Annotated in this window: 23 protein-coding genes; 6 read left to right on the top strand and 17 right to left on the bottom strand. The window is 48.5% G+C overall.

Going from position 1 to position 21,700, the window contains the following annotated elements:
* The first annotated feature begins 172 nt into the window (after positions 1-172).
* Together JOY44_RS10475 and JOY44_RS10480 are read left to right on the top strand one after the other, a co-directional pair.
* Positions 173-490 (top strand): hypothetical protein, encoded by a 318-nt coding sequence (locus JOY44_RS10475; RefSeq protein ID WP_171573501.1) that lies wholly within the window; start codon positions 173-175, stop codon positions 488-490.
* 185 nt (positions 491-675) lie between these two features.
* On the top strand, positions 676-2,403 hold the full coding sequence (locus JOY44_RS10480) for a succinate dehydrogenase/fumarate reductase flavoprotein subunit (RefSeq protein WP_171573502.1): 1,728 nt from the start codon (positions 676-678) through the stop codon (positions 2,401-2,403).
* A 40-nt stretch (positions 2,404-2,443) separates the two neighbouring features.
* On the opposite strand, the gene fghA is transcribed toward JOY44_RS10480, so the two are convergent.
* Positions 2,444-3,292, bottom strand: coding sequence for an S-formylglutathione hydrolase (gene fghA, locus JOY44_RS10485; protein ID WP_171573503.1), 849 nt, complete (start codon positions 3,290-3,292; stop codon positions 2,444-2,446).
* Between fghA and JOY44_RS10490 the strand changes: the two genes are divergently transcribed.
* Positions 3,291-3,443 (top strand): hypothetical protein, encoded by a 153-nt coding sequence (locus JOY44_RS10490; RefSeq protein WP_171573504.1) that lies wholly within the window; start codon positions 3,291-3,293, stop codon positions 3,441-3,443. The two genes, fghA and JOY44_RS10490, sit on opposite strands and share 2 nt — an antisense overlap.
* Here JOY44_RS10490 and JOY44_RS10495 read toward each other — a convergent pair.
* Positions 3,440-4,549, bottom strand: coding sequence for an S-(hydroxymethyl)glutathione dehydrogenase/class III alcohol dehydrogenase (locus JOY44_RS10495; RefSeq protein ID WP_171573505.1), 1,110 nt, complete (start codon positions 4,547-4,549; stop codon positions 3,440-3,442). The two genes, JOY44_RS10490 and JOY44_RS10495, sit on opposite strands and share 4 nt — an antisense overlap.
* A gap of 243 nt (positions 4,550-4,792) precedes the next feature.
* Between JOY44_RS10495 and JOY44_RS10500 the strand changes: the two genes are divergently transcribed.
* Entirely contained in the window at positions 4,793-5,113 is a 321-nt protein-coding gene (locus JOY44_RS10500; protein WP_171573506.1) for an HU family DNA-binding protein, read from the top strand.
* A gap of 75 nt (positions 5,114-5,188) precedes the next feature.
* Here JOY44_RS10500 and JOY44_RS10505 read toward each other — a convergent pair whose 3' ends face one another.
* The 3 genes from JOY44_RS10505 to JOY44_RS10515 form a co-directional block, all read right to left on the bottom strand.
* Complete coding sequence (locus JOY44_RS10505; protein WP_197985116.1) at positions 5,189-5,800, bottom strand: histidine phosphatase family protein; 612 nt, start codon at positions 5,798-5,800, stop codon at positions 5,189-5,191.
* 2 nt (positions 5,801-5,802) lie between these two features.
* Complete coding sequence (locus JOY44_RS10510; RefSeq protein ID WP_197985117.1) at positions 5,803-6,522, bottom strand: thioredoxin family protein; 720 nt, start codon at positions 6,520-6,522, stop codon at positions 5,803-5,805.
* An 86-nt stretch (positions 6,523-6,608) separates the two neighbouring features.
* Entirely contained in the window at positions 6,609-8,855 is a 2,247-nt protein-coding gene (locus tag JOY44_RS10515; RefSeq protein WP_171573507.1) for a protein-disulfide reductase DsbD family protein, read from the bottom strand.
* Positions 8,856-9,011: 156 nt separating this feature from the next.
* Here JOY44_RS10515 and JOY44_RS10520 point away from each other — a divergent pair, with 156 nt between their 5' ends.
* Entirely contained in the window at positions 9,012-9,602 is a 591-nt protein-coding gene (locus JOY44_RS10520) for a GIY-YIG nuclease family protein (protein ID WP_171573508.1), read from the top strand.
* Between the two features lie 126 nt (positions 9,603-9,728).
* Here the strand turns inward: JOY44_RS10520 and JOY44_RS10525 are convergent, their stop codons facing one another.
* Complete coding sequence (locus JOY44_RS10525; RefSeq protein ID WP_171573509.1) at positions 9,729-10,811, bottom strand: alkene reductase; 1,083 nt, start codon at positions 10,809-10,811, stop codon at positions 9,729-9,731.
* A 29-nt stretch (positions 10,812-10,840) separates the two neighbouring features.
* On the opposite strand from JOY44_RS10525, the gene JOY44_RS10530 reads away from it, so the two are divergent.
* Positions 10,841-11,584, top strand: a complete 744-nt coding sequence (locus JOY44_RS10530; protein WP_171573510.1) for a TetR/AcrR family transcriptional regulator — start codon at positions 10,841-10,843, stop codon at positions 11,582-11,584.
* 1 nt (position 11,585) lies between these two features.
* Here JOY44_RS10530 and JOY44_RS10535 read toward each other — a convergent pair whose 3' ends face one another.
* The 11 genes from JOY44_RS10535 to JOY44_RS10585 form a co-directional block, all read right to left on the bottom strand.
* Positions 11,586-11,990: a hypothetical protein gene (locus JOY44_RS10535; protein WP_171573511.1), complete on the bottom strand. Its 405-nt coding sequence runs from the start codon at positions 11,988-11,990 to the stop codon at positions 11,586-11,588.
* Positions 11,991-12,063: 73 nt separating this feature from the next.
* Positions 12,064-13,380, bottom strand: a complete 1,317-nt coding sequence (locus JOY44_RS10540) for a cytosine deaminase (protein WP_171573512.1) — start codon at positions 13,378-13,380, stop codon at positions 12,064-12,066.
* A gap of 120 nt (positions 13,381-13,500) precedes the next feature.
* On the bottom strand, positions 13,501-14,625 hold the full coding sequence (locus JOY44_RS10545; protein WP_171573513.1) for a site-2 protease family protein: 1,125 nt from the start codon (positions 14,623-14,625) through the stop codon (positions 13,501-13,503).
* 191 nt (positions 14,626-14,816) lie between these two features.
* Complete coding sequence (locus tag JOY44_RS10550) at positions 14,817-15,386, bottom strand: IS630 family transposase (protein WP_171572047.1); 570 nt, start codon at positions 15,384-15,386, stop codon at positions 14,817-14,819.
* Positions 15,380-15,889, bottom strand: a complete 510-nt coding sequence (locus tag JOY44_RS10555) for a helix-turn-helix domain-containing protein (protein WP_171573305.1) — start codon at positions 15,887-15,889, stop codon at positions 15,380-15,382. The genes JOY44_RS10550 and JOY44_RS10555 overlap by 7 nt, the downstream gene beginning before the upstream one ends.
* Positions 15,890-16,231: 342 nt before the next feature.
* Entirely contained in the window at positions 16,232-17,035 is an 804-nt protein-coding gene (locus JOY44_RS10560; protein WP_171573515.1) for a WecB/TagA/CpsF family glycosyltransferase, read from the bottom strand.
* Positions 17,036-17,119: 84 nt separating this feature from the next.
* Positions 17,120-18,127: a glycosyltransferase gene (locus JOY44_RS10565; RefSeq protein ID WP_171573516.1), complete on the bottom strand. Its 1,008-nt coding sequence runs from the start codon at positions 18,125-18,127 to the stop codon at positions 17,120-17,122.
* Positions 18,128-18,287: 160 nt separating this feature from the next.
* Complete coding sequence (nadA, locus tag JOY44_RS10570; protein WP_171573517.1) at positions 18,288-19,262, bottom strand: quinolinate synthase NadA; 975 nt, start codon at positions 19,260-19,262, stop codon at positions 18,288-18,290.
* 190 nt (positions 19,263-19,452) lie between these two features.
* A complete protein-coding gene (locus tag JOY44_RS10575; protein WP_171573518.1) occupies positions 19,453-20,169 on the bottom strand; it encodes a carbonic anhydrase in 717 nt (238 codons plus the stop codon).
* 180 nt (positions 20,170-20,349) lie between these two features.
* Positions 20,350-20,661, bottom strand: a complete 312-nt coding sequence (locus JOY44_RS10580; RefSeq protein WP_171573519.1) for a P-II family nitrogen regulator — start codon at positions 20,659-20,661, stop codon at positions 20,350-20,352.
* Positions 20,662-20,665: 4 nt separating this feature from the next.
* Complete coding sequence (locus JOY44_RS10585) at positions 20,666-21,634, bottom strand: sodium-dependent bicarbonate transport family permease (RefSeq protein WP_171573520.1); 969 nt, start codon at positions 21,632-21,634, stop codon at positions 20,666-20,668.
* Positions 21,635-21,700: the final 66 nt, after the last annotated feature.

The raw sequence follows: 21,700 nt of genomic DNA on the forward strand, positions 1-21,700 counted from the left end.
TTTTTACTTCTAGCAACGTTCCTAGACCTAAAAATTGGCACGAAACGTGAAGCTATGTTGCGAACGCTTTAAAGTAAATTTAAAAAATCTCTCTCTCTGACGTTACCGTCTTAACTTAGAAGCTAATAGATTTAAAGTCAGCAATACTAACAACAAAACTTTCAAGGCAGTTATGAATAACCTATCAAAGTACCGGATGAACTGCACTCTCTCTTTTGGTGATATTTATGGTCAGATTATTGTTTGGTTAATGGTCATTTTCTTGAGTCTGTCTGCTGCCATGGCATTAATGGGGGCGAGTAAACCAATTTATGCGATCGCGATCGTAGGGCTAATCTTGGTATTGACGATTCCCTTTCTGCTATTTGCATTCGTCACAACTCTTTTGAATCATATTGAACTGACGGAAGTTGACCCTGTTATAGAAAAAGTCACAAATACCACACCCATCGCGACTCCTAGTCAGCAAGCGGCTCAAGTCACGGGATGATGTCATTACTGAAAGCGATTCCCGTAGGGAGTCCTATGGAAAGCTTCGCTAACGTTTCACGAATTGCGCAGTCATCAATGCCACTCGATAGGCACTAACTATCCAAAGTTCCCTTATTTTCTGCAGGGAACTTTGTCGTTTTCACCCTACTTTTGACTTTCTTACTCTCCTACTCCTTTTCTCGCATGATCGAACACGACGTAATTATTATTGGTGGCGGATTAGCCGGATCTCGCGCCGCACTGGAAATTGTTCGCACTAATCCGACGTTGAGCGTCGGGCTAATTGCCAAGACCCACCCCATTCGCTCCCATTCCGTGGCAGCACAGGGCGGTATGGCAGCCTCTCTGCAAAATGCCGATCCAACCGATAGCTGGGAAGCTCACGCTTTCGACACGGTGAAAGGCTCTGATTATCTCGCCGACCAGGACGCGGTTGAAATTCTCACGCGTGAAGCGCCCGATGTAGTGATTGATTTGGAGCACATGGGCGTGCTATTTTCCCGCGCTGCCGATGGACGCATTGCCCAACGCGCCTTTGGTGGACATTCACACAATCGCACCTGCTACGCCGCCGATAAAACCGGACATGCCATTCTGCATGAACTCTTTTGTAACCTGATGCAGTTTGGAGTCACCATTTACGACGAATGGTATGTAACGCGGCTGATCTTGGAAGATGGGCAGGCAAAAGGTGTGATCATGTATCACTTGCTAGACGGGCAGTTGGCGATCGCCCGTGCCAAAGCCATCATGATTGCCACCGGCGGCTACGGGCGCGTTTACAACACCACCTCCAACGACTACGCTTCCACGGGGGATGGGCTGGCAATGACGGCACTAGCCGGGTTGCCGTTAGAAGATATCGAGTTCGTCCAGTTTCACCCCACGGGGCTGTATCCAGTGGGCGTATTGATTTCGGAAGCGGTGCGGGGCGAAGGGGCGTATCTGATCAATCATGAAGGGCGCAGGTTCATGGAAGATTACGCACCCAGCCGAATGGAGCTAGCCCCGCGTGACATCACTTCACGGGCGATGACGCGAGAAATTCGAGCAGGGCGTGGGATTAATTCGGATGGCAGCGCGGGTGGACCGTTTATCTATCTAGACCTGCGCCACATGGGCAAGGAAAAGATCATGAGCCGAGTGCCGTTTTGTTGGGAAGAAGCCCATCGCCTGCTGGGAATCGATGCAGTGCATGAGCCGATGCCCGTTCGTCCAACGGTGCATTACTCTATGGGTGGCATTCCGGTCAACACTGATGGTCGGGTACGCGGCAGCGCGGATGAGTTGGTGGAAGGTTTTTTTGCAGCGGGAGAAGCAGCATGTGTGTCGGTGCATGGGGCAAACCGACTGGGCAGCAATTCCCTGCTGGAATGTGTGGTGTATGGGCGCAGAACGGGAGCCGCGATCGCGGCCTATGTGCAAAACCGCAAATTGCCCGATCTTGATGAAACGCACTATCTCACCGAAGCTACTGACCAAATCCAATCGTTGATCGATCAAGATGGCACCTACCGGATTGCTCAAATCCGGCAGCAATATCAAGACTGCATGACCCAGTATTGCGGCGTGTTTCGGTCAGAATCAATCATGCAGGAAGGGATTGCCAAGCTGAAAGACATTCAGCAGCTTTATAGCCAGATGCGGTTGGATGATAAAGGCAAAGACTGGAACACTGAACTCATCGAAGCTTTAGAACTTCGCAGCCTGATGATTGTGGGTGAAATGATCTTGACTTCCGCCTTAAATCGCAAGGAGAGTCGGGGTTCTCATGCGCGAGAAGACTACCCCGATCGCGACGATACCAACTTCCTCAAACATACCCTCACTTACTATTCTCCCGCAGGCATCGATATTCAATACAGGCCCGTTGTCATCACCCAATTTCAACCCCAAGAACGTAAATACTAAAGCCATTGTTGATGGTTTCGACTACGCTCAACACACGCTGTCAGGCATACAGTGCTGTCGCATGATGGCGAATATGGTCAGCAATAAAGCTAGCGATGAAGTAATAGCTATGATCGTAGCCCGCCTGACGGCGTAGAACGAGAGGCTGTCGAGCCTTTTTACAAGCCTGCTCAAATACGTCTGGCATGAGTTGATTATCAAGAAATTTATCTGCTGTCCCTTGGTCAATCAAGATTGAGCCCGGAAAGTTGGCGGTTAGCACCAGTTCGCTAGCATCGTAGTCGCGCCATGGGGTTAAATCCTTGCCCAGGTAATTAGTAAAGGCTTTTTGTCCCCAGGGGCACTGAATGGGGGCGCAGATCGGTGCAAAGGCAGAAACAGAACGGTAGCGATCGCGGTTTCTCAAGGCACACACCAGCGCTCCATGCCCCCCCATGGAATGTCCAAAAATCCCCTGGCGATCGGGCTGCACTGGAAAGTGTTCAGCAATCAACGCGGGTAGCTCATCTACTACATAGCGATACATTTGGTAATGCTGGTTCCAAGGCGCAACTGTAGCATCCACATAAAATCCTGCACCTGCCCCAAAATCCCAGTCATCGGTTTCACCCGGAATGCCTGTATTGCGTGGACTGGTATCGGGAGCCACCAGCACTAGCCCATGCTCTGCCGCATACTGTTGCACCCCCGACTTTGCCATCACGTTTTCTTCGGTACAGGTCAATCCTGACAGATAGTACAGGACTGGTAGCGGATGAGAATTTGCTTGAGGTGGTTGATAGACCGAAAACTTCATCTCGCTGCGGCAGCTAGAGGAAAAGTGTTTGTAAAAGCCTAAGATGCCACCAAAGCATCGGGTCTGGCTAATTAGGTCATGAGGAGAAGACATGAAGTTATTCACTGGTATGAGGGCTGATGCTAGCTTAGACGGCGTTAAAGAACCCCTACAAATTCCATCCCCGATTCAGCAACGCCGCTTAGAAAGCCCTGATAAGTTGATATCTAATTTGAATTTAAGCCGCAAACCTGACGGAGACTAAAACGTCAGAACCGTGCGAATGCCCTTGCCGCTGTGCATCAGGTCAAATGCTTCGTTGACTTGCTCGATTGGCATCACGTTGGTAATCAAATCATCAATGTTGATTTTGCCATCCATATACCAATCCACAATTTTTGGAACATCTGTTCGACCTCTGGCCCCCCCAAAGGCAGTTCCTTTCCACACCCGTCCAGTAACCAATTGAAATGGGCGAGTGCTAATTTCGGCTCCCGCTGCTGCAACGCCAACAATGACGCTCACGCCCCATCCTTTGTGGCAGCATTCCAGGGCTTGCCGCATTAAATCAACATTGCCGATGCACTCAAAGCTATAGTCCGCCCCGCCGTCGGTGAGTTCTACCAAATGAGCGACCAAATCACCTTCCACCTCTTTAGGATTGACAAAGTGAGTTAACCCTAGCTTTTCTGCCAGCGCTTTCTTATCAGGATTGATATCTACACCAATGATTTTGTTTGCCCCAACCATGCGGCATCCTTGAATTACATTTAAGCCAATACCGCCTAAGCCAAAGACAACCACATTTGCGCCTGCTTCTACCTTGGCGGTGTTGATGACGGCTCCAATGCCCGTTGTCACCCCACAACCGATATAGCAAACTTTGTCGAAGGGCGCGTCTTCTCGAATTTTGGCAAGGGCAATTTCAGGCAGCACTGTGTAGTTGGAAAAGGTAGAGGTGCCCATGTAATGGTGAATCATCGTGCCATCTTTAGAAAAGCGGCTAGAGCCATCCGGCATCAGTCCTTTTCCTTGAGTCGTCCGAATTGCCTGACACAAGTTGGTTTTCCGGCTTAAGCAATAGGCACAGTTGCGACATTCAGGCGTGTATAGCGGAATCACATGATCGCCAGGTTTGAGGCTGGTTACGCCAGAGCCTACTTCTACAACGATTCCGGCTCCTTCATGCCCTAAAATGGCGGGAAATAAGCCTTCTGGGTCTTTGCCAGAAAGTGTATAAGCGTCGGTGTGGCAAACTCCCGTTGCTTTGATCTCGACTAACACTTCCCCTGCTTTTGGTCCTTCTAAGCGAATTGTTTCTACAACGAGGGGCTTGCCCGGTTCGTAGGCAACAGCGGCTTTAACGTCCATCTCTTTTCCTTCGATCGCACTTTATGCGTAGCTGTTCAATTATCTCGTGTATTTTTGGCGATCGCGCCTTTGAGTGTCAAAACTGGAGGGTGATAGCCTAAACCTGCGCAATGGCGGGACATACAGACAAATAGATTAAGATCTTTAATCTTAATTTTCTAATCTATCTCATGCGAATAGGTTCATTTGGAAATGGCTACACTATAATCGCTGCAGGCTATTCGATACAGTACGAGGTTTATTATGAACAAAAGCGAGTTAGTTGATGCGATCGCGGCAAAAGCAGAGATCACCAAGAAAGATGCTGATGCGGTTTTAAGTGCAGTTATTGATGCCATTATGGAAGCAGTTGCGGAAGGGGAAAAGGTTACCCTGGTTGGTTTTGGCACTTTTGAAGCCCGTCAACGTCAAGCCAGAGAAGGACGCAACCCCAGCACTGGCAAACCGATTAAAATTCCAGCAACGACCGTTCCGGCGTTTTCTGCAGGTAAATCTTTTAAGGAAAAGGTTGCACCCGCAAAAGAAGAAAAGAAAGCGACTAAAACCACAACGAAGAAGAAATAAGTCCATTTCAAGCAAGGGATCGGTTCAGGGCAACTGCTTGGTCAAGTCATTCTGACGGACAGTGCCCTAAGGTCCCTAGATTCGTCCAACCACCTTAATTGTTCCATCGGCAGTTGTATTGAGCACAATCAATTCGCCCTGCCGAGGAAAAATGTTGGTAAGTGCTGTGATATTGACTTGGTGGGTGACTAAAATGCTCACGCCCTTTTGACTGGATTTGTTTTTAATCCATTGTCTGATAGTTGCAGTCTGCCTAGGTTCCCGATTGGAATTTTGAAAAAATGAATTGAGGGCGGGAAAGGGTTCTACAGCTCCTAAATTGAGCAGTCGAGCTGTATCTAAGCAGCGACACCACTGGCTTGAAAATATTTTGGCAATTGGGATGGCGCGATCGCGGAATGCTTGACCAATCTTTGCTGCTTGAGCGCGCCCTGATGCCGACAAATTGCGCTGGGTTGAGCAATCTTTTAACTGGAAGTTGGCGGGATCGCCCGTTCCCGGCGCTTCGGCATGGCGCATCAACACGACATAGCCTGGTTTCGCTTGTTGCAGCAGCTTCCAAGCGGCTTCACTAGTGCTAGATTGAGCGTTGCTGAGTTGGGCGATCGAACCGGTATTCATGGCTAACTGAGTAGTCAGCGCCATGAGCCCACCACCAGCTAAGGCGATCGCCCTTACCCTATTCATTTCTAACCTTTGTACTTGACTGAGCAACCATAAGGTTGGGTCACCGCAGGATCAACCTTTTGCCCCTTTAACACGGCATTGACCGCAGAGGTAACGTAGTTTTTTGCAGTGCCCACATCCTTAGGCTCGCTGGAAGGGTTGTTGTCGATCGCGCCCATGTATGACAGCGTTCCATTTGGCGCAATGATAAACATATGAGGCGTGGTGCGGGCACTGTAAAGCTTACCCAGCTTGCCATCCGCATCGATCAATACAGCAGTTGGAGATGCTTTGCGACTCTTGCTCAAATCGTTGGCTTTTTTGCCATCCACAAATCCCTGGTTTCCGGGAGCCGAAGAAACCACCGACAGCCAAACAACTCCTTTTCCAGTCGCCTGCTTTTGCAGCTTTTGCATATTGCTGGACTCGTAGTGTTTACGAACATAAGGACATTGATGATTTGTCCATTCCAACACCACCGTTTTGCCCTTAAAGTTGCTTAACTGGTGCGTCTTGCCATTGCTGTCAGTTGCAGTAAAGTTGGGCGCAGGTTGCCCAACTCGGACGGGTGCGGCGGCAATTTGCATGGGCAGCCGAACAGAGGCAGCAGATTGAGGTTGGGAGGTTAACTGAGCTTTAGAAGCGCTGATCGCAGCACTGACTCCTGCGAATGCACTAGCAACGGCACCCACTAATGCCACTCTTAAGAATTGGGTTTGAATCTGTGAACGACTCAATTTCATGGTTATTTCCTTGTTAACTCAGGGCATAGACTGAAATCGAAGATAACAATTAGAATTGGGCTTAGCACAGGTGAATTTCACACTGGTTATAATGACACAGAAACACTTGCAACGGCATCCCGCACTAAGTCTGGGGTAAGCACCTGTGGCAAGATGACGGGTTCGCTTTGCTCTAGTCCATTGGGATAAAGGACATAAAGCGGTACACCACTACGCCCAAACTTGCTCAGTGATTGAGTAATTTCTGCGTTTCGGTTAGTCCAATCCGCTTTCACTAACGCCACTCCTTTTTGCTGAAAGGCAGCAAGCACCTCTGGCTGGCTAAGGGCAATCCGTTCGTTGACCAAGCAGGTAATACACCAGGCGGCAGTGTAATTAATGAACACAGGCTGTTTAGATTGGCGCAACTGGTCTAGTTGGCTAGGAGTGTAGGCTGCCCAAACTGAGCTATTGGCACTACTGGGATCAACAGATTGAGTAGATGAAGAGGATGGAACACTGCTGTTGACTAGCGGTGTCAGGGTAAGGACAATCGCGATCGCTGCCAGTGAGCCAACCAATCCAACCCGCCGCCAAACGCTTCTAGCGACTTGAGTCTTCTGATGGAGCCAAGCCGCAAACCCAATCAAAATGATGCCAACTAGGGCGATCGCTAGTCCGTTCGTGCCGACTTGCAAAGTCAATACCCAGACCAACCAAGCCACTGCTCCATACATCGGAAACGCCAATATCTGCTGCAACGTTTCCATCCAGGCTCCTGGTTTGGGTAAAAAGCGTCGCAAAGCAGGGGTGAGACTGATGACCAAGTAGGGCAAAGCTAAGCCCAAGCCTAAAGTCAGAAGAATGGCGATCGCCACGGGAGTCGGTTGCACCAACGCCACACTAACCGCCGTTGCCATAAATGGAGCCGTACAGGGCGTTGCCATGACGGTTGCTAACACACCCGTAAAAAACTCACCGCTATAGCCCGGTTTTGCCGTCAGGCTGTGCCCCAACCCCATGATGGAGGCTCCCACCGTGAACACGCCTGACAAACTTAGTCCCACCGCAAACAGCACATAGGCCATCAACAGGACGAATACAGGGGCCTGAAGCTGAAAGCCCCAGCCAATCTCCTGCCCCAGCGATCGCAAGATCAGCAAGGCTCCAGCGATCAATCCAAAGCTGGCGAGTACCCCAGTCGTGAAGGCAAGTCCACTGAATCGCGCTTGCCGGGGATTTTGCTGCGCTTGTTGGGCGATCGTCAGCACCTTGAGAGACAACACCGGAAACACGCAGGGCATCAGATTTAGAACCACACCGCCTGCTAATGCTAATAAAAGCGCCTGCCAGATTGGAAAATTGGCAACCTCAGTGCGTGATTTTGAAGGTGTTTCAGCATTAGCAGCATTAGCAGCGTTAATAGACTGAGGTTTTGCCTGAATGGTAAACGCTTGAACATTTGTCTTGCCGTCACTGCCTTCTTGAACGACTAACAAGCCTTCTACTAAATCTTGCTTTTCCTGATAGCCGCGCTCAATTTGTAACGTGATCCGATCTTGAGCCACAGTCAAACGTTGAGGGGCGGCATTTTGAATCACACCATCTTTATCGGGAAAGAACTCTACCTGTTTTAATTGCCCTGCGGCTAGTCCAGGCGCATTCACAAACAGCGTCAAATCTTTGTCATCCACTGCAAAGGAGCTTTCCCAGGGTGAAGTCTGCGGGTGAGCTTGGCGAGTGCGCGTAAAAGCATCCGTCCAAGCTGGATCTTTGGTGGAAGCAGTGGGGGCAACAGGAACTGTAAGGGTCAACGTTTTTTGTTCAGGAATGCACTCCAGCTTGCAAACCAACACCTCTGCCTGAGCACGTAGAGTGATGGATTTGCTTGCCACTTGAGCGGTTGGGGTGATCTCTGTCAGCAGATACACTTCATCTTCGTAGCCAAAATTCATCAGCGGCTCGACTGGAATCCGCGTTGGGTAGGGAAACACCAATTCTCCAGCTTGAAATCCTGGAGGCAAAGTCCACTGAATAGAAGGGGCTGCACCTGAGTCGCCTGGATTTTTCCAATAAACATGCCACTCTGGACGCAATTTAAGCTGTAGCGCTACCCAAAATGGCGAACCTGCCTGAATCGTTTTGACCTCGCTGATCAGTTGGGCTTGTGCATTTTCAGGCTGAGACGGTTGCGCCCAAGCTGACTGAGGAAGACTGACGATCGCGCTGAAGAGGATTGCGCTCGCGCCAAGCCATGAACATAACCTCAGCGATCTTAGAGGAGTTACCTGAAGCCTCCAGAAAAGATGAGTGAATGATGCAGCGATGAAGGACTTTGCAACGTGTTTTATCATGCTCACAGTTTTACAGACTCCGTTGCTAGTGTAGCCAGTAGAGAATTGATTGAGGAGGTGTCTCAAATGAACCGCATTCACTCATTTACAACATTCCTGTACCCATCCAACTGGATCATGCTATCTTTGCTCAGTTCAAAGTAGGTAGGTTTGAATTTGACGAAGTACACGACCGGGCATCAAACCTCTTTATTTTCGGTAGCGGATGTAGCGGGAGGCTATCGAGTCCCGTCCAAGGAACCGCTTCAAATAGGAGTGGATGCGTTACAGGCGTGGAAACAGCGAATTTTTCAGCACCAACAGCAAGTAACAGTAAATGCACCTTCTCAAGGCAGTTTGTTTACACTGCCACCTACCGACGCAGAGCTGGCAGAAAGCATTGATCTATTCAAATTGCCACGGCAGAATACGGAATTTTGGCGGTGGCAGGCGGACGATGACGGCGTTTCAGCACTCTACTTTGTAGTGGATGATGAGCTGCCCATTGTGCTTTATGTGGGAGAAACCATAAAGTCGGGAATGCGCTGGAAAGGGGAGCATGACTGCAAGCGCTACATTCTTAACTACATTTCGGCTCATCGTCCTCACAGTTTACCTGTGGCGGTGAATATTAGCTTTTGGTCCAATGCGCCGACCAATACCCGCGGTCGCCAACGGCTCGAATCGGCGCTGATCAAGAAGTGGAAGTCGCCCTTCAACAAAGAAAACTGGAAATATTGGAATACTCCATTTGTCGGTGAGCCTTAACCCAAACTAGTAGACTGTGCGGCGTGGGGAGTGCGGCGGACTGAGTAAGATGAAATCAATCTCTTAAATCAAAACAGATTCCAAACTCCAAACTCCGCGCTCCGTCCCCCCTAACTCCGCATTCTTCTACACCGCCTGCAACACCGGATAATCCGTGTAGCCCTTTGCACCGGGAGCATAAAACGTTGCTTGATCAGGTGGATTTAGCGGAGCCTGTTCACGGAAGCGTTCTACCAAATCTGGATTGGCAATGAATGGAACTCCGTAGGCAATCAGGTTAGCTTCACCCTCGGCGATCGCGTTGGTTCCTTTCTCAAAGTCATAACCACCATTCAACATCAGCACTCCAGTAAAAGCCTGCCGAATATGAGGTGCAACGTGAATTCCTTCCAATGCCATAATGTGCCCCGGCAAGCCTTCCAAGACGTGTAAATATGCCAAATTGAAGGCATTTAACGCGCCAGAAGCATAGCCGAACGTTGCGATCGGGTCACTGTCTCGCATGTCATTGAAAGAACTAGTAGGAGATAGGCGCACCCCTACGCGATCGCCGCTCCAGGCATTGACCACCGCTTCTGTTACTTCCAGCAAGAAGCGCGATCGATTGGCAATGCTCCCGCCATAAGCATCTGTGCGCTGATTACTGCCGTCTCGCAAAAATTGATCGATTAAATAGCCGTTGGCACCATGAATTTCCACGCCGTCAAAGCCAGCTTCCTGGGCGCGCAGGGTCGCATCGACATATTGCTGCACCACACCTGTAATTTCCTCTAGTTCCAGCGATCGCGGTGTCACAAATGGCTTTTTACCGTGAGGCGTGTGAGCATCGCCTTGAGGACGAATCGCAGAAGCCGACACCGGTAACGCTCCATTGGGCTGAAAGTCGGGATGAGAAGCGCGTCCCATATGCCATAGCTGTAGGAAAATTCGTCCGCCAGCCGCGTGAACTGCATCTGTGATTGTTTTCCAGCCTTTCACCTGCTCAGCGGTATGAATGCCTGGAGTTTCTACCCAACCGCTGGCTTGCTCTGAAATTTGCGTCGCTTCTGAAATAATCAGTCCGGCGGTGGCGCGTTGAACATAATACTCTTTCATCAACGCGTTAGGCAGCCGTTCCACACCCGCACGAGCGCGGGTGAGCGGTGCCATGATGATGCGATTAGGTAAGGTCAATGCACCCACTTGAATAGGAGTGAATAAATCAGGCATGGTTGATCCTTTTAATTTGCAGTCGTTTTTTGACTCATCTGTCCTTGTATCTAAAGCTAGACGAGACGGTTCGTCTTGTCAACCTAGACGAGACGGTTGCTCTCGTTTATCCTAAAGGTATGACTGAACCGCCCCTTTCATCGGATATTTCGCGATCGCAGGTGGAGACTACCCTCCTTCCGGTAGAACAACCCTATAAAACGCCCGATTGTCGGCGACGGAATGAGCGATCTCACCAGGCAATTTTGAAGGCAGCAGCAGAGTTGCTTGAAGAAAAAGGCTACAGCGGAGTGTGCATTGAAGGGATTGCTGCCCGTGCTGGAGTAGGGAAGCAAACTATTTATCGTTGGTGGTCATCCAAAGCCGCTGTGATTATGGAAGCCTACGCCACACGTCCCGCAAAAAATCCTCCCACGCCCGATACGGGTTCCGTACAAGCAGATTTACACCAGATGCTGGCACATCTTTGTTTTGTGTTAACGCAAACGACGTCTGGTTCTGTAGTGAAAGGCTTGATTGCAGAAGCGCAAAACAACTGTGAAGTTGCTGAAACCTTTCGCGCCTATTTTGTTGCCTGTCGCCGCGATGCAACTCGCACAATTTTGGAACGGGGAATTGAACGAGCAGAGCTACGGTCTGATTTAAATGTGGAACTGGCGATCGATACCCTGTTTGGTCCTATTTGGTATCGGTTATTGCTGCAACATGCACCGCTAGATGACGACTTTGCCGCTGCATTGGTCAACCATTTACTAGCTGGAATGCAAATTTAATTCACTTTAGAGAGTTCAACAGGGCTGCATGCATAAAGGCGATATCAGGGCTGCGTTGGATCGCCTGATCGTAGCGCTGTTCAGCAGGAGCGCCTTCTTCAGAAGCTTTTAGCAATTTTTTCGCTTGCTGTATGAGGTCATCAATTTGGCTGGCAGCGATCGCGTCTTTGTCATCCAACAACTCATCAACTTGCACTATGAACTGAGACATAGGGCGCAACCAGTCAAACCATTCATGACTAATAACTAACTGGAAAAAATCACCATTGGTTTGAATTTTGCCAAAATGCTGTTCGTAAGTTTCTCGCTCAGCATCCAGTAGTGCTTTGTGGAGCCGTAGGAATCCATGACGCACCTCACGTAAACGTTGGATTTCAGGCTCTAAAGAAGAATTTATAGAAGTCATTGGTCAAAATTACGATGGAAAAACCTTTCTCATCTTAGTCATATCTGATAGTTTGTTGAGCGTTTCTGGCAGCTCACTGGTGGCTTGTTTGCAAATCGTCCAATTCAGCGTAGTTTGGCAATGCCGTATCGATTGCGATGCCGTTTCGCAACACCACCCGGTCATGTTGCGATCGCGATAGCAATTCACTGTAACGCCGCGCTTTGAACAGGACGAGATCGGCAGTCAAGCCTATATCAAGCCGTCCAGTCGTGGGCAGCCCCATCAAATCAGCAGGAGTGAGCGTGATGGCACGGCACCAATCGCCATAGGGGCGATCGAGGTGGGCAATTTTGGCAGAGAGGGCAAACACTTCTAAGGCATCATGGTCGCCAAAGGCATGAAATGGATCGCGGCAATTATCGCTAGCGATCGCCACCGGAACGCCTGCCTGCTTCAATTCATGCAGCAAGGTCACGCCGCGCCAGTGCGGTGTATGCCCTGGTTTTCGATCTTGCAGATACAAATTGCACATCGGCAAGCTGACAATGCCAATGTTTGCTTGTTTGACGAGATCAATAGTCTTCGCTGATTCTTCGGTGGGCTGCACAGCCAGACTACAGCAGTGACCACAAACAATTTGTTTTTGAAACTGCTGCCGCAGAGCCGTCTCTGCCACAATTTTGAGACAGATGGAATTGGGATCGTTGTTTTCGTCTACATGCAGATCGAGATCGAGATTGCGATCGCGGGCGATCTCAAAAGTTCGGTCAATTTGCAGTTCAATCTCTGGATTCATGGAGGCAAAACCACCTAAAATGCCATCCATTTCTGCTATTTGGTCGGCTAGCTTTTCACCCTGGGGAGTCAGAAAATCTTCTAAGGAAACTAAACAAACCGCTTGCAAGCTTATTCGATCTGCCCAGCGATCGCGCAAGGCTCGAAATGCCTCCAACGTGACCTCGGCCAAGTTACCGCCAGAGTCAAGATGAGTGCGAACTGCCCTCGTACCGTGGGCATAGCTGCACTTTAAGCCGAACTCCATCCGGCGATAAACGTCCTCTGCATTCCAATGTTCAGAATCTTGACGGATAGTTTCCAGTCCATCGGCAAAAGTTCCTGTCACATTGGGTGAGCGTTCCCACAGGTGCCCTTTATCCAAATGGGTGTGCATATCCACAAAGCAGGGAAACACCATGCCGCCTTTCAGATCAACAGATGGATAAGCGGATGTAGGCTGAGTTTCAGCCGTGACGATACTGGCGATCGCGCCATTTGCAATTTCAATATCCACAAGCCGCAACTCATCCTGCACTACTGCCTCTGGCAAAGATGAGCGATCGCTATGCACCATTAACGAGTCAGGTACATGAGCATTTCGTAGCCAGTAATGATCAGTTTTAGGAATCATAGGTGAGGAAAAGAAGTCTAACGAAGGCATTCTCAGTTTTATAACTAAAGCATAATCAAACAGCAAAGGGACGAAGAGCCAAAACTCTCCATCCCTTTGCCGATTCGTTTTTACCATGCTTTACGCAGGAGTTGCTGCAACACCGTTTTTCAGTAGGTTGATAATCGCTGTTTTTTCTAGTAACCCAACTAGAATGCCGTTGGATTGAACAACCGACAGAGCCGTTAACTTGCGCTCTTCCAGCAGTTGCACCACTTCTGATAAGGGGCGATCGCCCGCCACGGTTAAGGATGGCTCAATGGTAGTGACCAAAGCTTGCACCGAGGTTTCTGACCAAAGCGCGCTAGGAATTGTTTTTAGATCTTCTACCTCGATCGCGCCTATCAATTGCCCGTCATCGTCGGTAACCAAAAACTTACGCCAGTTTTTTGTATCTAAAACCCGTTGGTCGGCAAACTCGCGCAGAGTTAACGATTGTGCCACCACCGGACTATCTGCAATCACCGCATCGGCTGCAGTCAACCCTGCCAGTTTGTCTTGCACCGTACCATACTGGGCAGCTTGACCCGCGTTTTGCAACAAGAACCAGCCAATCAACACGTTCCAAAAGTTGATTCCAGCACCAAACAATGCCAGCGGTAGGATACCCGATGCGATCGCCAGCCAGCCAAACACTTGACCCACTCGTCCGGCAAACTTCATGCCCTTGTAAGGGTTGCCTGTCACTTTCCAGACCAACGCTTTCAGAATGTTGCCACCATCCAGCGGCAACCCAGGAATCAGATTAAACAGTGCCAGCGCCATATTTACGGACGCTAACACGCCCAGAATTGCAGCAAGTGGTCCAGAAATTCCAGTGAGCGCCGCAAATAGCGTTACGGAACCCGCAATCAATAGGCTAACGAGTGGACCAGCGATCGCTACCCAAAAGGCATCTCCAGGAGTTTCTGATTCTTTTTCCAAGCTTGCCAAGCCGCCAAACAGGAATAGAGTAATCGACTTCACGCCAATTCCTTGCTTCAGCGCCACGAAGCTATGCCCCAGTTCATGAGCTAACACTGAGCTAAACAAGAGCAGCGCAGTCACCAAACCCAGCCCCCAAGAAGCACCAGCAGGCAACGTTGGAAACTGAGCTGCTAATCCAGTGCCATAGCTAAGGGTAACTAACCCCAACACCAAGAACCAGGATGGATTGACGTAAAAAGGAATCCCAAACAAATTGCCGACACGGATATTGTTATTCATATCGGTGACCTCTAATAGTTGAGCAATTCAGGTTGAATATATTTGTTGTTTTCTTCATAACCTTACTGTAACGAAATGTAACAGGCTTGTTAATCGTTCCATTAACGTAATTACCGCCTGCTTGAGTTCGGTTAACAGAAAGTAGCGAATAGCGAGTTCACTCTATATCTCATACTCTTACTCATACCAATTTAAACAGTATTCAAGGCAGATAGGGCATCCAGGATAAAGGAATAACCTGTGAGAGAAGCAATTACTTGTGGTGTTAACTCAGCCAGGAGTTGATCGATTTTGACTTGTAGTTGGTCGAGCGTTTTGAACGCAGCCCACTTCAAACTTGCCTTGAGATGTTCCCACAACCTCTCAATAGGATTTAGCTCAGGGCAGTAAGGCGGTTGGAATAACAAGATGATGTTCTCTGGCACCACCAACGCTTTACCCTTGTGAAACCGCCCGTTATCCACTTGCAAGACGTTCAGACTATCCGGATAAGCGTTGGAAAATTCATTCAAGAATCGTTGATAACACTCGGTATCAACATGAGAAAATTGCAGAAAAAAGGACTCTCCCGTGGCAGGTTCAACCGCCCCGTAGAGCCAGAACGCTTTGAACAACCACTGCCACTGCCCAATCGGTTTGATGCCACACGCCGTGATCAATCGTCCCATCAGAGTATGCAGTCCAAAACGACTCTCATCCTGAGCAAAATAGCGAATGGGACGTTCATCCTGCCCCCGGTGGCGAGCATACTGACTCAGCAAGCTGAGGTCGCCCTTGAGGTTTGCTTAAAAGCAGATCGCTGTTCACTATCCTGCTGGCAATTTTGAGGACGAGCAACCTTTAGCTTGGCTTTGAGCCGATAGCGGGTCATTTGGTAGACCGCGTGATACTCCGCTTCTACTCCCAAGGTTTCTGCCAACCACTGTTGTACTGCTCCATAACTTTGAAAGCCGTGTCTCTGTCGTAACCGCTTTGCCAAAGCATCCTCTGCCCATTGGGGTATCACTCGCACTCCCCCCGGCGATTTCTTGATTTCTAGCATCGCCCCCACTCCTCCAGTGCGATACATCAATAGCCAGCTTTGCACCGTGTTTCGATGTTTCCCGACCGCTTTGGCAATCGCACTAATGCTCGGCGCATTCTCTTGTTTCAACCAGTAGAGCACTTGCAATCGTTCTTTAGCGCTTGGCGTTTCGGCTTGCCGCAACTGTTGAGCTAAGTCATCCAAACTTTCTTTCACGTCTATTGACGTTACACCTGCCATGACTAGACTCTCCAAACAACTCCGCTCAGTCTAGTCCATTTGCCGCTTACTCAATTTAAATTGGTATCAGAATGCCAACCAATAAAAGGGGCGATCGCTGTTGTGATTGCCAAACTTATGGTCAGTGAACCGCCTCATAAAAGTTTCAAATACGATCAACTAACAGATTTCAACTCTGCGATCGCTTTCATCAACCAGTAAATATCTTCCGGGTTCCAAATGAGGAGTTGTGGATACGTTCCCGGATAGATGAAATCACATCAGTGAGTCTATGGTTTAGTCCGTCTATGGATGCAGTTTGCTTGGTAACCCAGTTTTAGTGCCTCGACCTGCACCTTCTTTTTAGTCTTGAAGCTGTCTATTACTAAAAACTCCGTAGCGTGAAAAGGCGGGGGGTTTATAGAGACCCAGCTTTTGCTTGAGCAGCAACCAGAAAAATGGTAAATCTTCTACTAAATATCGCTTCCAGAGCCGCTTAGGATCGGAATAAATGCGAAAAAGGGATTCTAGTCCAAATTTGCTCATCCACTTTGGTGCGCGTTGAATTGTGCCTGCTTCAAAGTCGATGGTCGCCCCGATCGCCAAAAAGATTTTGACATGGGTAAATTTATCTCGATACTTGTGAATCCATTTCTCTTGTTTGGGTGCGCCAACTCCAACCGCTAGAACAGTTGCTTTCGAGCGATTTACCATCTCGATTAGTTCAAAGCATTCTTGTTCGTTCTTCTCAAACCCGAATGAAGGAGAATGGGCACCGATGATGATCTCTCGACCAATTTTCTGGTTAATTTTGTTTTTTGCGCTATCGGCGACCCCTGCTTTGCCACCTAACAGAAAGATAGTGGTGGCATGATTATGCCGATGAAACTTGCAAAACGCTGGAAATAGGTCGGAACCAGAAATCTTCTCTTTTAAGGGGGTTCCTAATAGAGAAGCGGAGTACATCAAAACTTGACTGTCACACACTCGATAGTCTGCGTCTACATAGGTTGTAAAGAATTCTTTGTCGTGCTGCAATTTCATTAAATGATCAACATTGGGCGTAAACACAACCCCTTGCTTTAACTGCTCTAAAAGCTGATTGAGAGAAAGATTGTCAAAGGAGACATTTAGAATATAAACTTGCTCGTTTTGAATGGTAGACATAGCAGTTTGTGTGGTTGTATGGCGATCGCCGTTTGACTAAAATTTTAAGTGCCAGTCGTGACTAAGACTTGTAGGGTTTATTCATCAAGCCAGATTTCCAGAACCCGCTGCGTTGTATTCAATCAACCGGGACGGCTTTTTGAACACCTTGCCCCAATAGAATCGGAGTAACCCTTGAGCTTGGGGAAATTTTGCCAATGTACAAGACAGAGCAAATAAACGAGCATCCGGTTTGGAGTACTTTGACCGACGGGCATACTGATAAACTCGATAAGTCATTAGTCCATAGCCAGCGAGTAGCAACAAACTCAGCCCTTTTGTAACCCAAGCCGTCGAAAGGATGAGTAATGGAATTCCAATTCCCCAGAGTTGAATGCTGCGGGTTTCTTTCACCCAATGTTTTTCTGGAGGTGCGCCATGGAGCCATGAACCCTCCACATAGGCGTGTCCTGCTCGCACAGCACGCTTCCACCATTGCCCAAAATGAGTTATTTGAGCATCATGCAGGGTCATTTCGCAGTCGATCCGCAAGATCTTACCGCCGTTTTGCCGGAGGCGTACACACATTTCGGGTTCTTCGCCAGCAATCAGGTTAGGGTTATATCCACCCACGGCTTGCAGCGCAGAGACGCGCATCAAGGCATCTCCACCACAGGCTTTAGCCTCTCCAATTGGGGTTTCCCATTCGATGTCACATAGACGGTTATAAATAGAGGCATTGGGAAAGCGTTCGCGTCGCCGTCCACAGACAACAGCGACTTCGGGATGAACTTCTAAGGCTTGTTTGGCATGACTGAGCCAAGTTGAAGCAATCTCACAGTCTCCGTCCACGAATTGAACATACTGGATGTGAGGTTCAAGTTCTGTCAGCCGCGCAAGCCCAGCATTACGAGCACGAGCGGCGGTAAAAGGGATAGATAGATTCAGTTCAACGACTTCGACTCCGAGTGATCGCGCCATTTCAACGCTGCCATCAGTAGAACCTGAATCGACATATACCATCTGGTCTACATTGCCCAGGACTGACTGTAAACACTGACGCAGGCGATCGCCCTCATTGCGTCCAATGGCAACTAATCCAATCTGGCTCAAGCTCAACCTCCCTAGAAGATAACGTCGTATATAGTATTCCCCCGTTTCCTGTTAAGTTGCAGACTTTTTTAAGTTACTTTAAGTTCTTAATGAAGTTGTGAAGCTTACATCAAGCAAAATGCTGAAGTCCGGCTTGCGATCAAGTCGGAAAGCGGAAGAGCTAGATGCTCATCTCCAGCATTCGCTGAATGGGTTGAAGTGCAGCCGTTTGAATCTCCTGAGACAGGGTAATTTCGGGAGTCCGATTTTTCATACACAGATACAGCTTTTCTAATGTGTTTAAACGCATGTGAGGGCACTCGTTGCAAGCGCAGTTGTTGATCGGTGGTGCAGGAATGAATTTTTTAGCGGGTTCGGCTTTTTGCATCTGGTGAATGATGCCGGGTTCTGTTGCCACAATAAATTCGGTGCTAGAACTTTGCTGCACATAGTTGAGCAAAGCCGTTGTTGAGCCGATGTAGCTGGCATGACGTAAAACAGCGGGTTCACATTCGGGATGGGCGATCGCTTCGGCGGCGGGATGTTGCACCTTGAGCTGCACTATCTTTTTTTCTGAAAAAGTTTCATGCACCATACAGCTTCCTTGCCACAACACCATCTCTCGTCCCGTTTGCTTCATCACATATTTACCCAGGTTGCGATCGGGCGCGAAGATAATCGGTTGCTCCTTGGGCAACTGACGAACAATCGATACGGCGTTGGAACTCGTGCAGATAATGTCACTCAGAGCTTTAATCTCTGCTGTGCAGTTTATGTAAGAAATTACCAAATGTCCGGGGTGAGCAGCTTTAAACTGAGCAAATTCTGCGGGTGGGCAACTATCGGCAAGCGAACAGCCGGCATCCAAATCGGGCAGCAACACCAGCTTATGCGGATTCAAAATTTTTGCAGTTTCTGCCATGAAATGGACCCCAGCAAAAACGATGACTTCTGCATTGGTGTCGGCAGCTTGCCGCGAAAGACCTAGAGAATCGCCAATGTAATCGGCAATATCTTGAATATCCGGATCTTGATAATAGTGCGCCAAAATAACGGCGTTGAGTTCTTGCTTTAGGGCAGTGATTGCGGCAAACAGATCGCGGGGTAAAGAATCGGTTGCTTGAGAGTCAAACTTGGGTCGAGTTGTTGCGAACACAGAAATAGCACCTATTGGTAAGACTCCATCAATTATAGTATTTCTTACCAAAACTGGGCGGATTAGGCAATTCTTGCTGATGCCCAGCACCGCCACTTTTTCCAATCTGTTGGACTCGCAATCAGATTGGTCTATTGGTGCGGTTTATTGGTGCGATCGCCCAAGGGAGCACTGAAACACTGTTGGCACCTTAAATCAGAATCTTGACTGTACCTGTATCCAGGTCATAGCGACCTCCCACGATCTTTAGATCGCCTGATCGTAGCCGTTCGGTTAAAACGGGAGATCGCTTTAACTGTTCGATTTGATAGTGCACGTTTGCGATCACTGCATTATCCACAGCATCACCTGACAAACCCTTTACCTTAGCCACAGCCGGTAAAATTGCCTCTACAAAGCTACCAATTTCACCGGGTAGCGTCACATTATTGTTAACGGCAGCAGTCACGGCTCCGCAGCGCTCGTGACCTAATACCATCACCACGGGCGTACCCAACAGGGCAACTGCATATTCAATGCTACCAATCGTTTCTGGTGTCGCAATATTTCCCGCAACGCGAATATCAAAAATGTCGCCGATGCCTTGGTCAAATAAAAGCTCGACGGGCACCCGCGAATCGGCACAGGTTAAAACAGTAGCAAAGGGATGCTGCGTTTGAGCAAGCTCCTGCATTCGTGCGTGAGATTGATGAGGATATTGTGGCTGATGTCGAGTAAACCGTTGATTGCCTTCGAGTAACTTTTGCAAGGCGGCATCTGGCTTAGACAGAGTGTCGGTTGGCAATTCAGCCGCTTGCACCGGCTTGGTCCGCCAACATAGATTGCTAGCGATCGCCAGCATTACAGCTTCCGTAGCGCCTAATTTTAAGAAGTGACGGCGATCGATAAATTGTTCTTGAATATTCATATCTTTTTTATCTAGAAATGTTTTAGAAAATACCCTCACCCCCAGCCCCTTTCTCAATGGGAGAGGGGTGCAAAATATTGCATCTTTTTCTTTCACACGAAAGAGCTTTTAAGCATTTCCGGTTCCCTTCCCTATTGGAAGCTGGAGGGAGGGATATTCCAAGTTAATTTAATCTCGCTTCTACAGAGAGGCAACACATCTCATAGAGCGAATCTCCATGACTTCTGAGATATAACAAGTCCCCCCAAACTTGTTGAGTAGGGGAGTGATATTTTCCACTACAGATTTAATCAGATCGGGCATACAGAACGCGATGATATAGACATTGTCTAACATTGTCATATCAAGATCTTCGTTCCCTTCGCGCAAGCCTTTTCCGGCAACGTTGCGAATCACCACATGACCGTGAACACCTGCTTTATCCAAACTATCCAAAATTTTGCCAAGCTCGAATGAGTTAGCAATAATTTCAATTCTTTTAACGGTGTGCATACTATCATCTCCAGAACCGATCAATGACGTATAGATAAAGCGGAATGCCAACGGTAATATTGAATGGAAACGTGACGGCTAAAGCAGTCGAAACGTAGAGACTAGGGTTTGCTTCAGGAACCGTCAGCCGCATTGCTGCAGGAACGGCAATATAAGAAGCACTGGCGCACAACACTGCAAATAACAGTGCATTTCCCTGAGACATGTCAATCAATTTGGCGATCGCAATGCCTATTGCAGCATTGAGTATAGGAATCAGTATGGCAAATGAGATGAGAAATAATCCGGTTTTTTGCAAGTCTTTAATTCTTCGAGCGGCGACAAGTCCCATATCTAGCAAGAAAAAGGTAAGCAGCCCGTAGAACAGTCCTTGAGCAAAGGGTTCCATTACCTTCCAGCCGTGTTCGCCGCTTAAAACTCCAATGAGCAGGCTACCTATGAGTAGAAAAACGGAACTGTTCAAAAATGCATCTCGCAACACTTCAGACCAGGCAAATTCTCGTTTCTCGTCGGCTGTAAAAAGATTCACTAAGATCAAACCGACAATAATGGCTGGTGATTCCATTAACGCTAGCGCGGCGACCATGTAGCCATCAAATGCAATTCCCAACTCGGTTAGGAACGAACTTGCCGTGATGAAGGTGACTGCACTAATGGAACCATAAGTAGCAGCGATCGCGGCAGCGTCGTAATGATCGAGCTTCAACCTCAAAATAAAGAAGGTGTAGACTGGCACAAAACATGCCATCAGGATTGCGGCAGCAAGCGCAAAAATAACTTCCTGTGTAATTCCGCTTTTGATTAGTTCGACTCCGCCCTTGAATCCGATCGCAAATAGCAGGTACAACGAGAGAATTTTAGGGACTGGCGGAGGAATTTCTAAATCTGACTTGACGAGAACAGCCGTCACTCCTAAAAAGAAAAACAGGATAGGCGGATTGAGGATGCTGGAGACGATCAAGCTGCCATTCATACCCATCCCTCCTGATGCAAATAAATCCAAGTATTCAAAAAACGTTGCATGTAAAAAATTGCTCAG

Source organism: Leptolyngbya sp. Cla-17 (assembly GCF_016807185.1).
Taxonomy (GTDB): Bacteria; Cyanobacteriota; Cyanobacteriia; order Leptolyngbyales; family Leptolyngbyaceae; genus ULC077BIN1.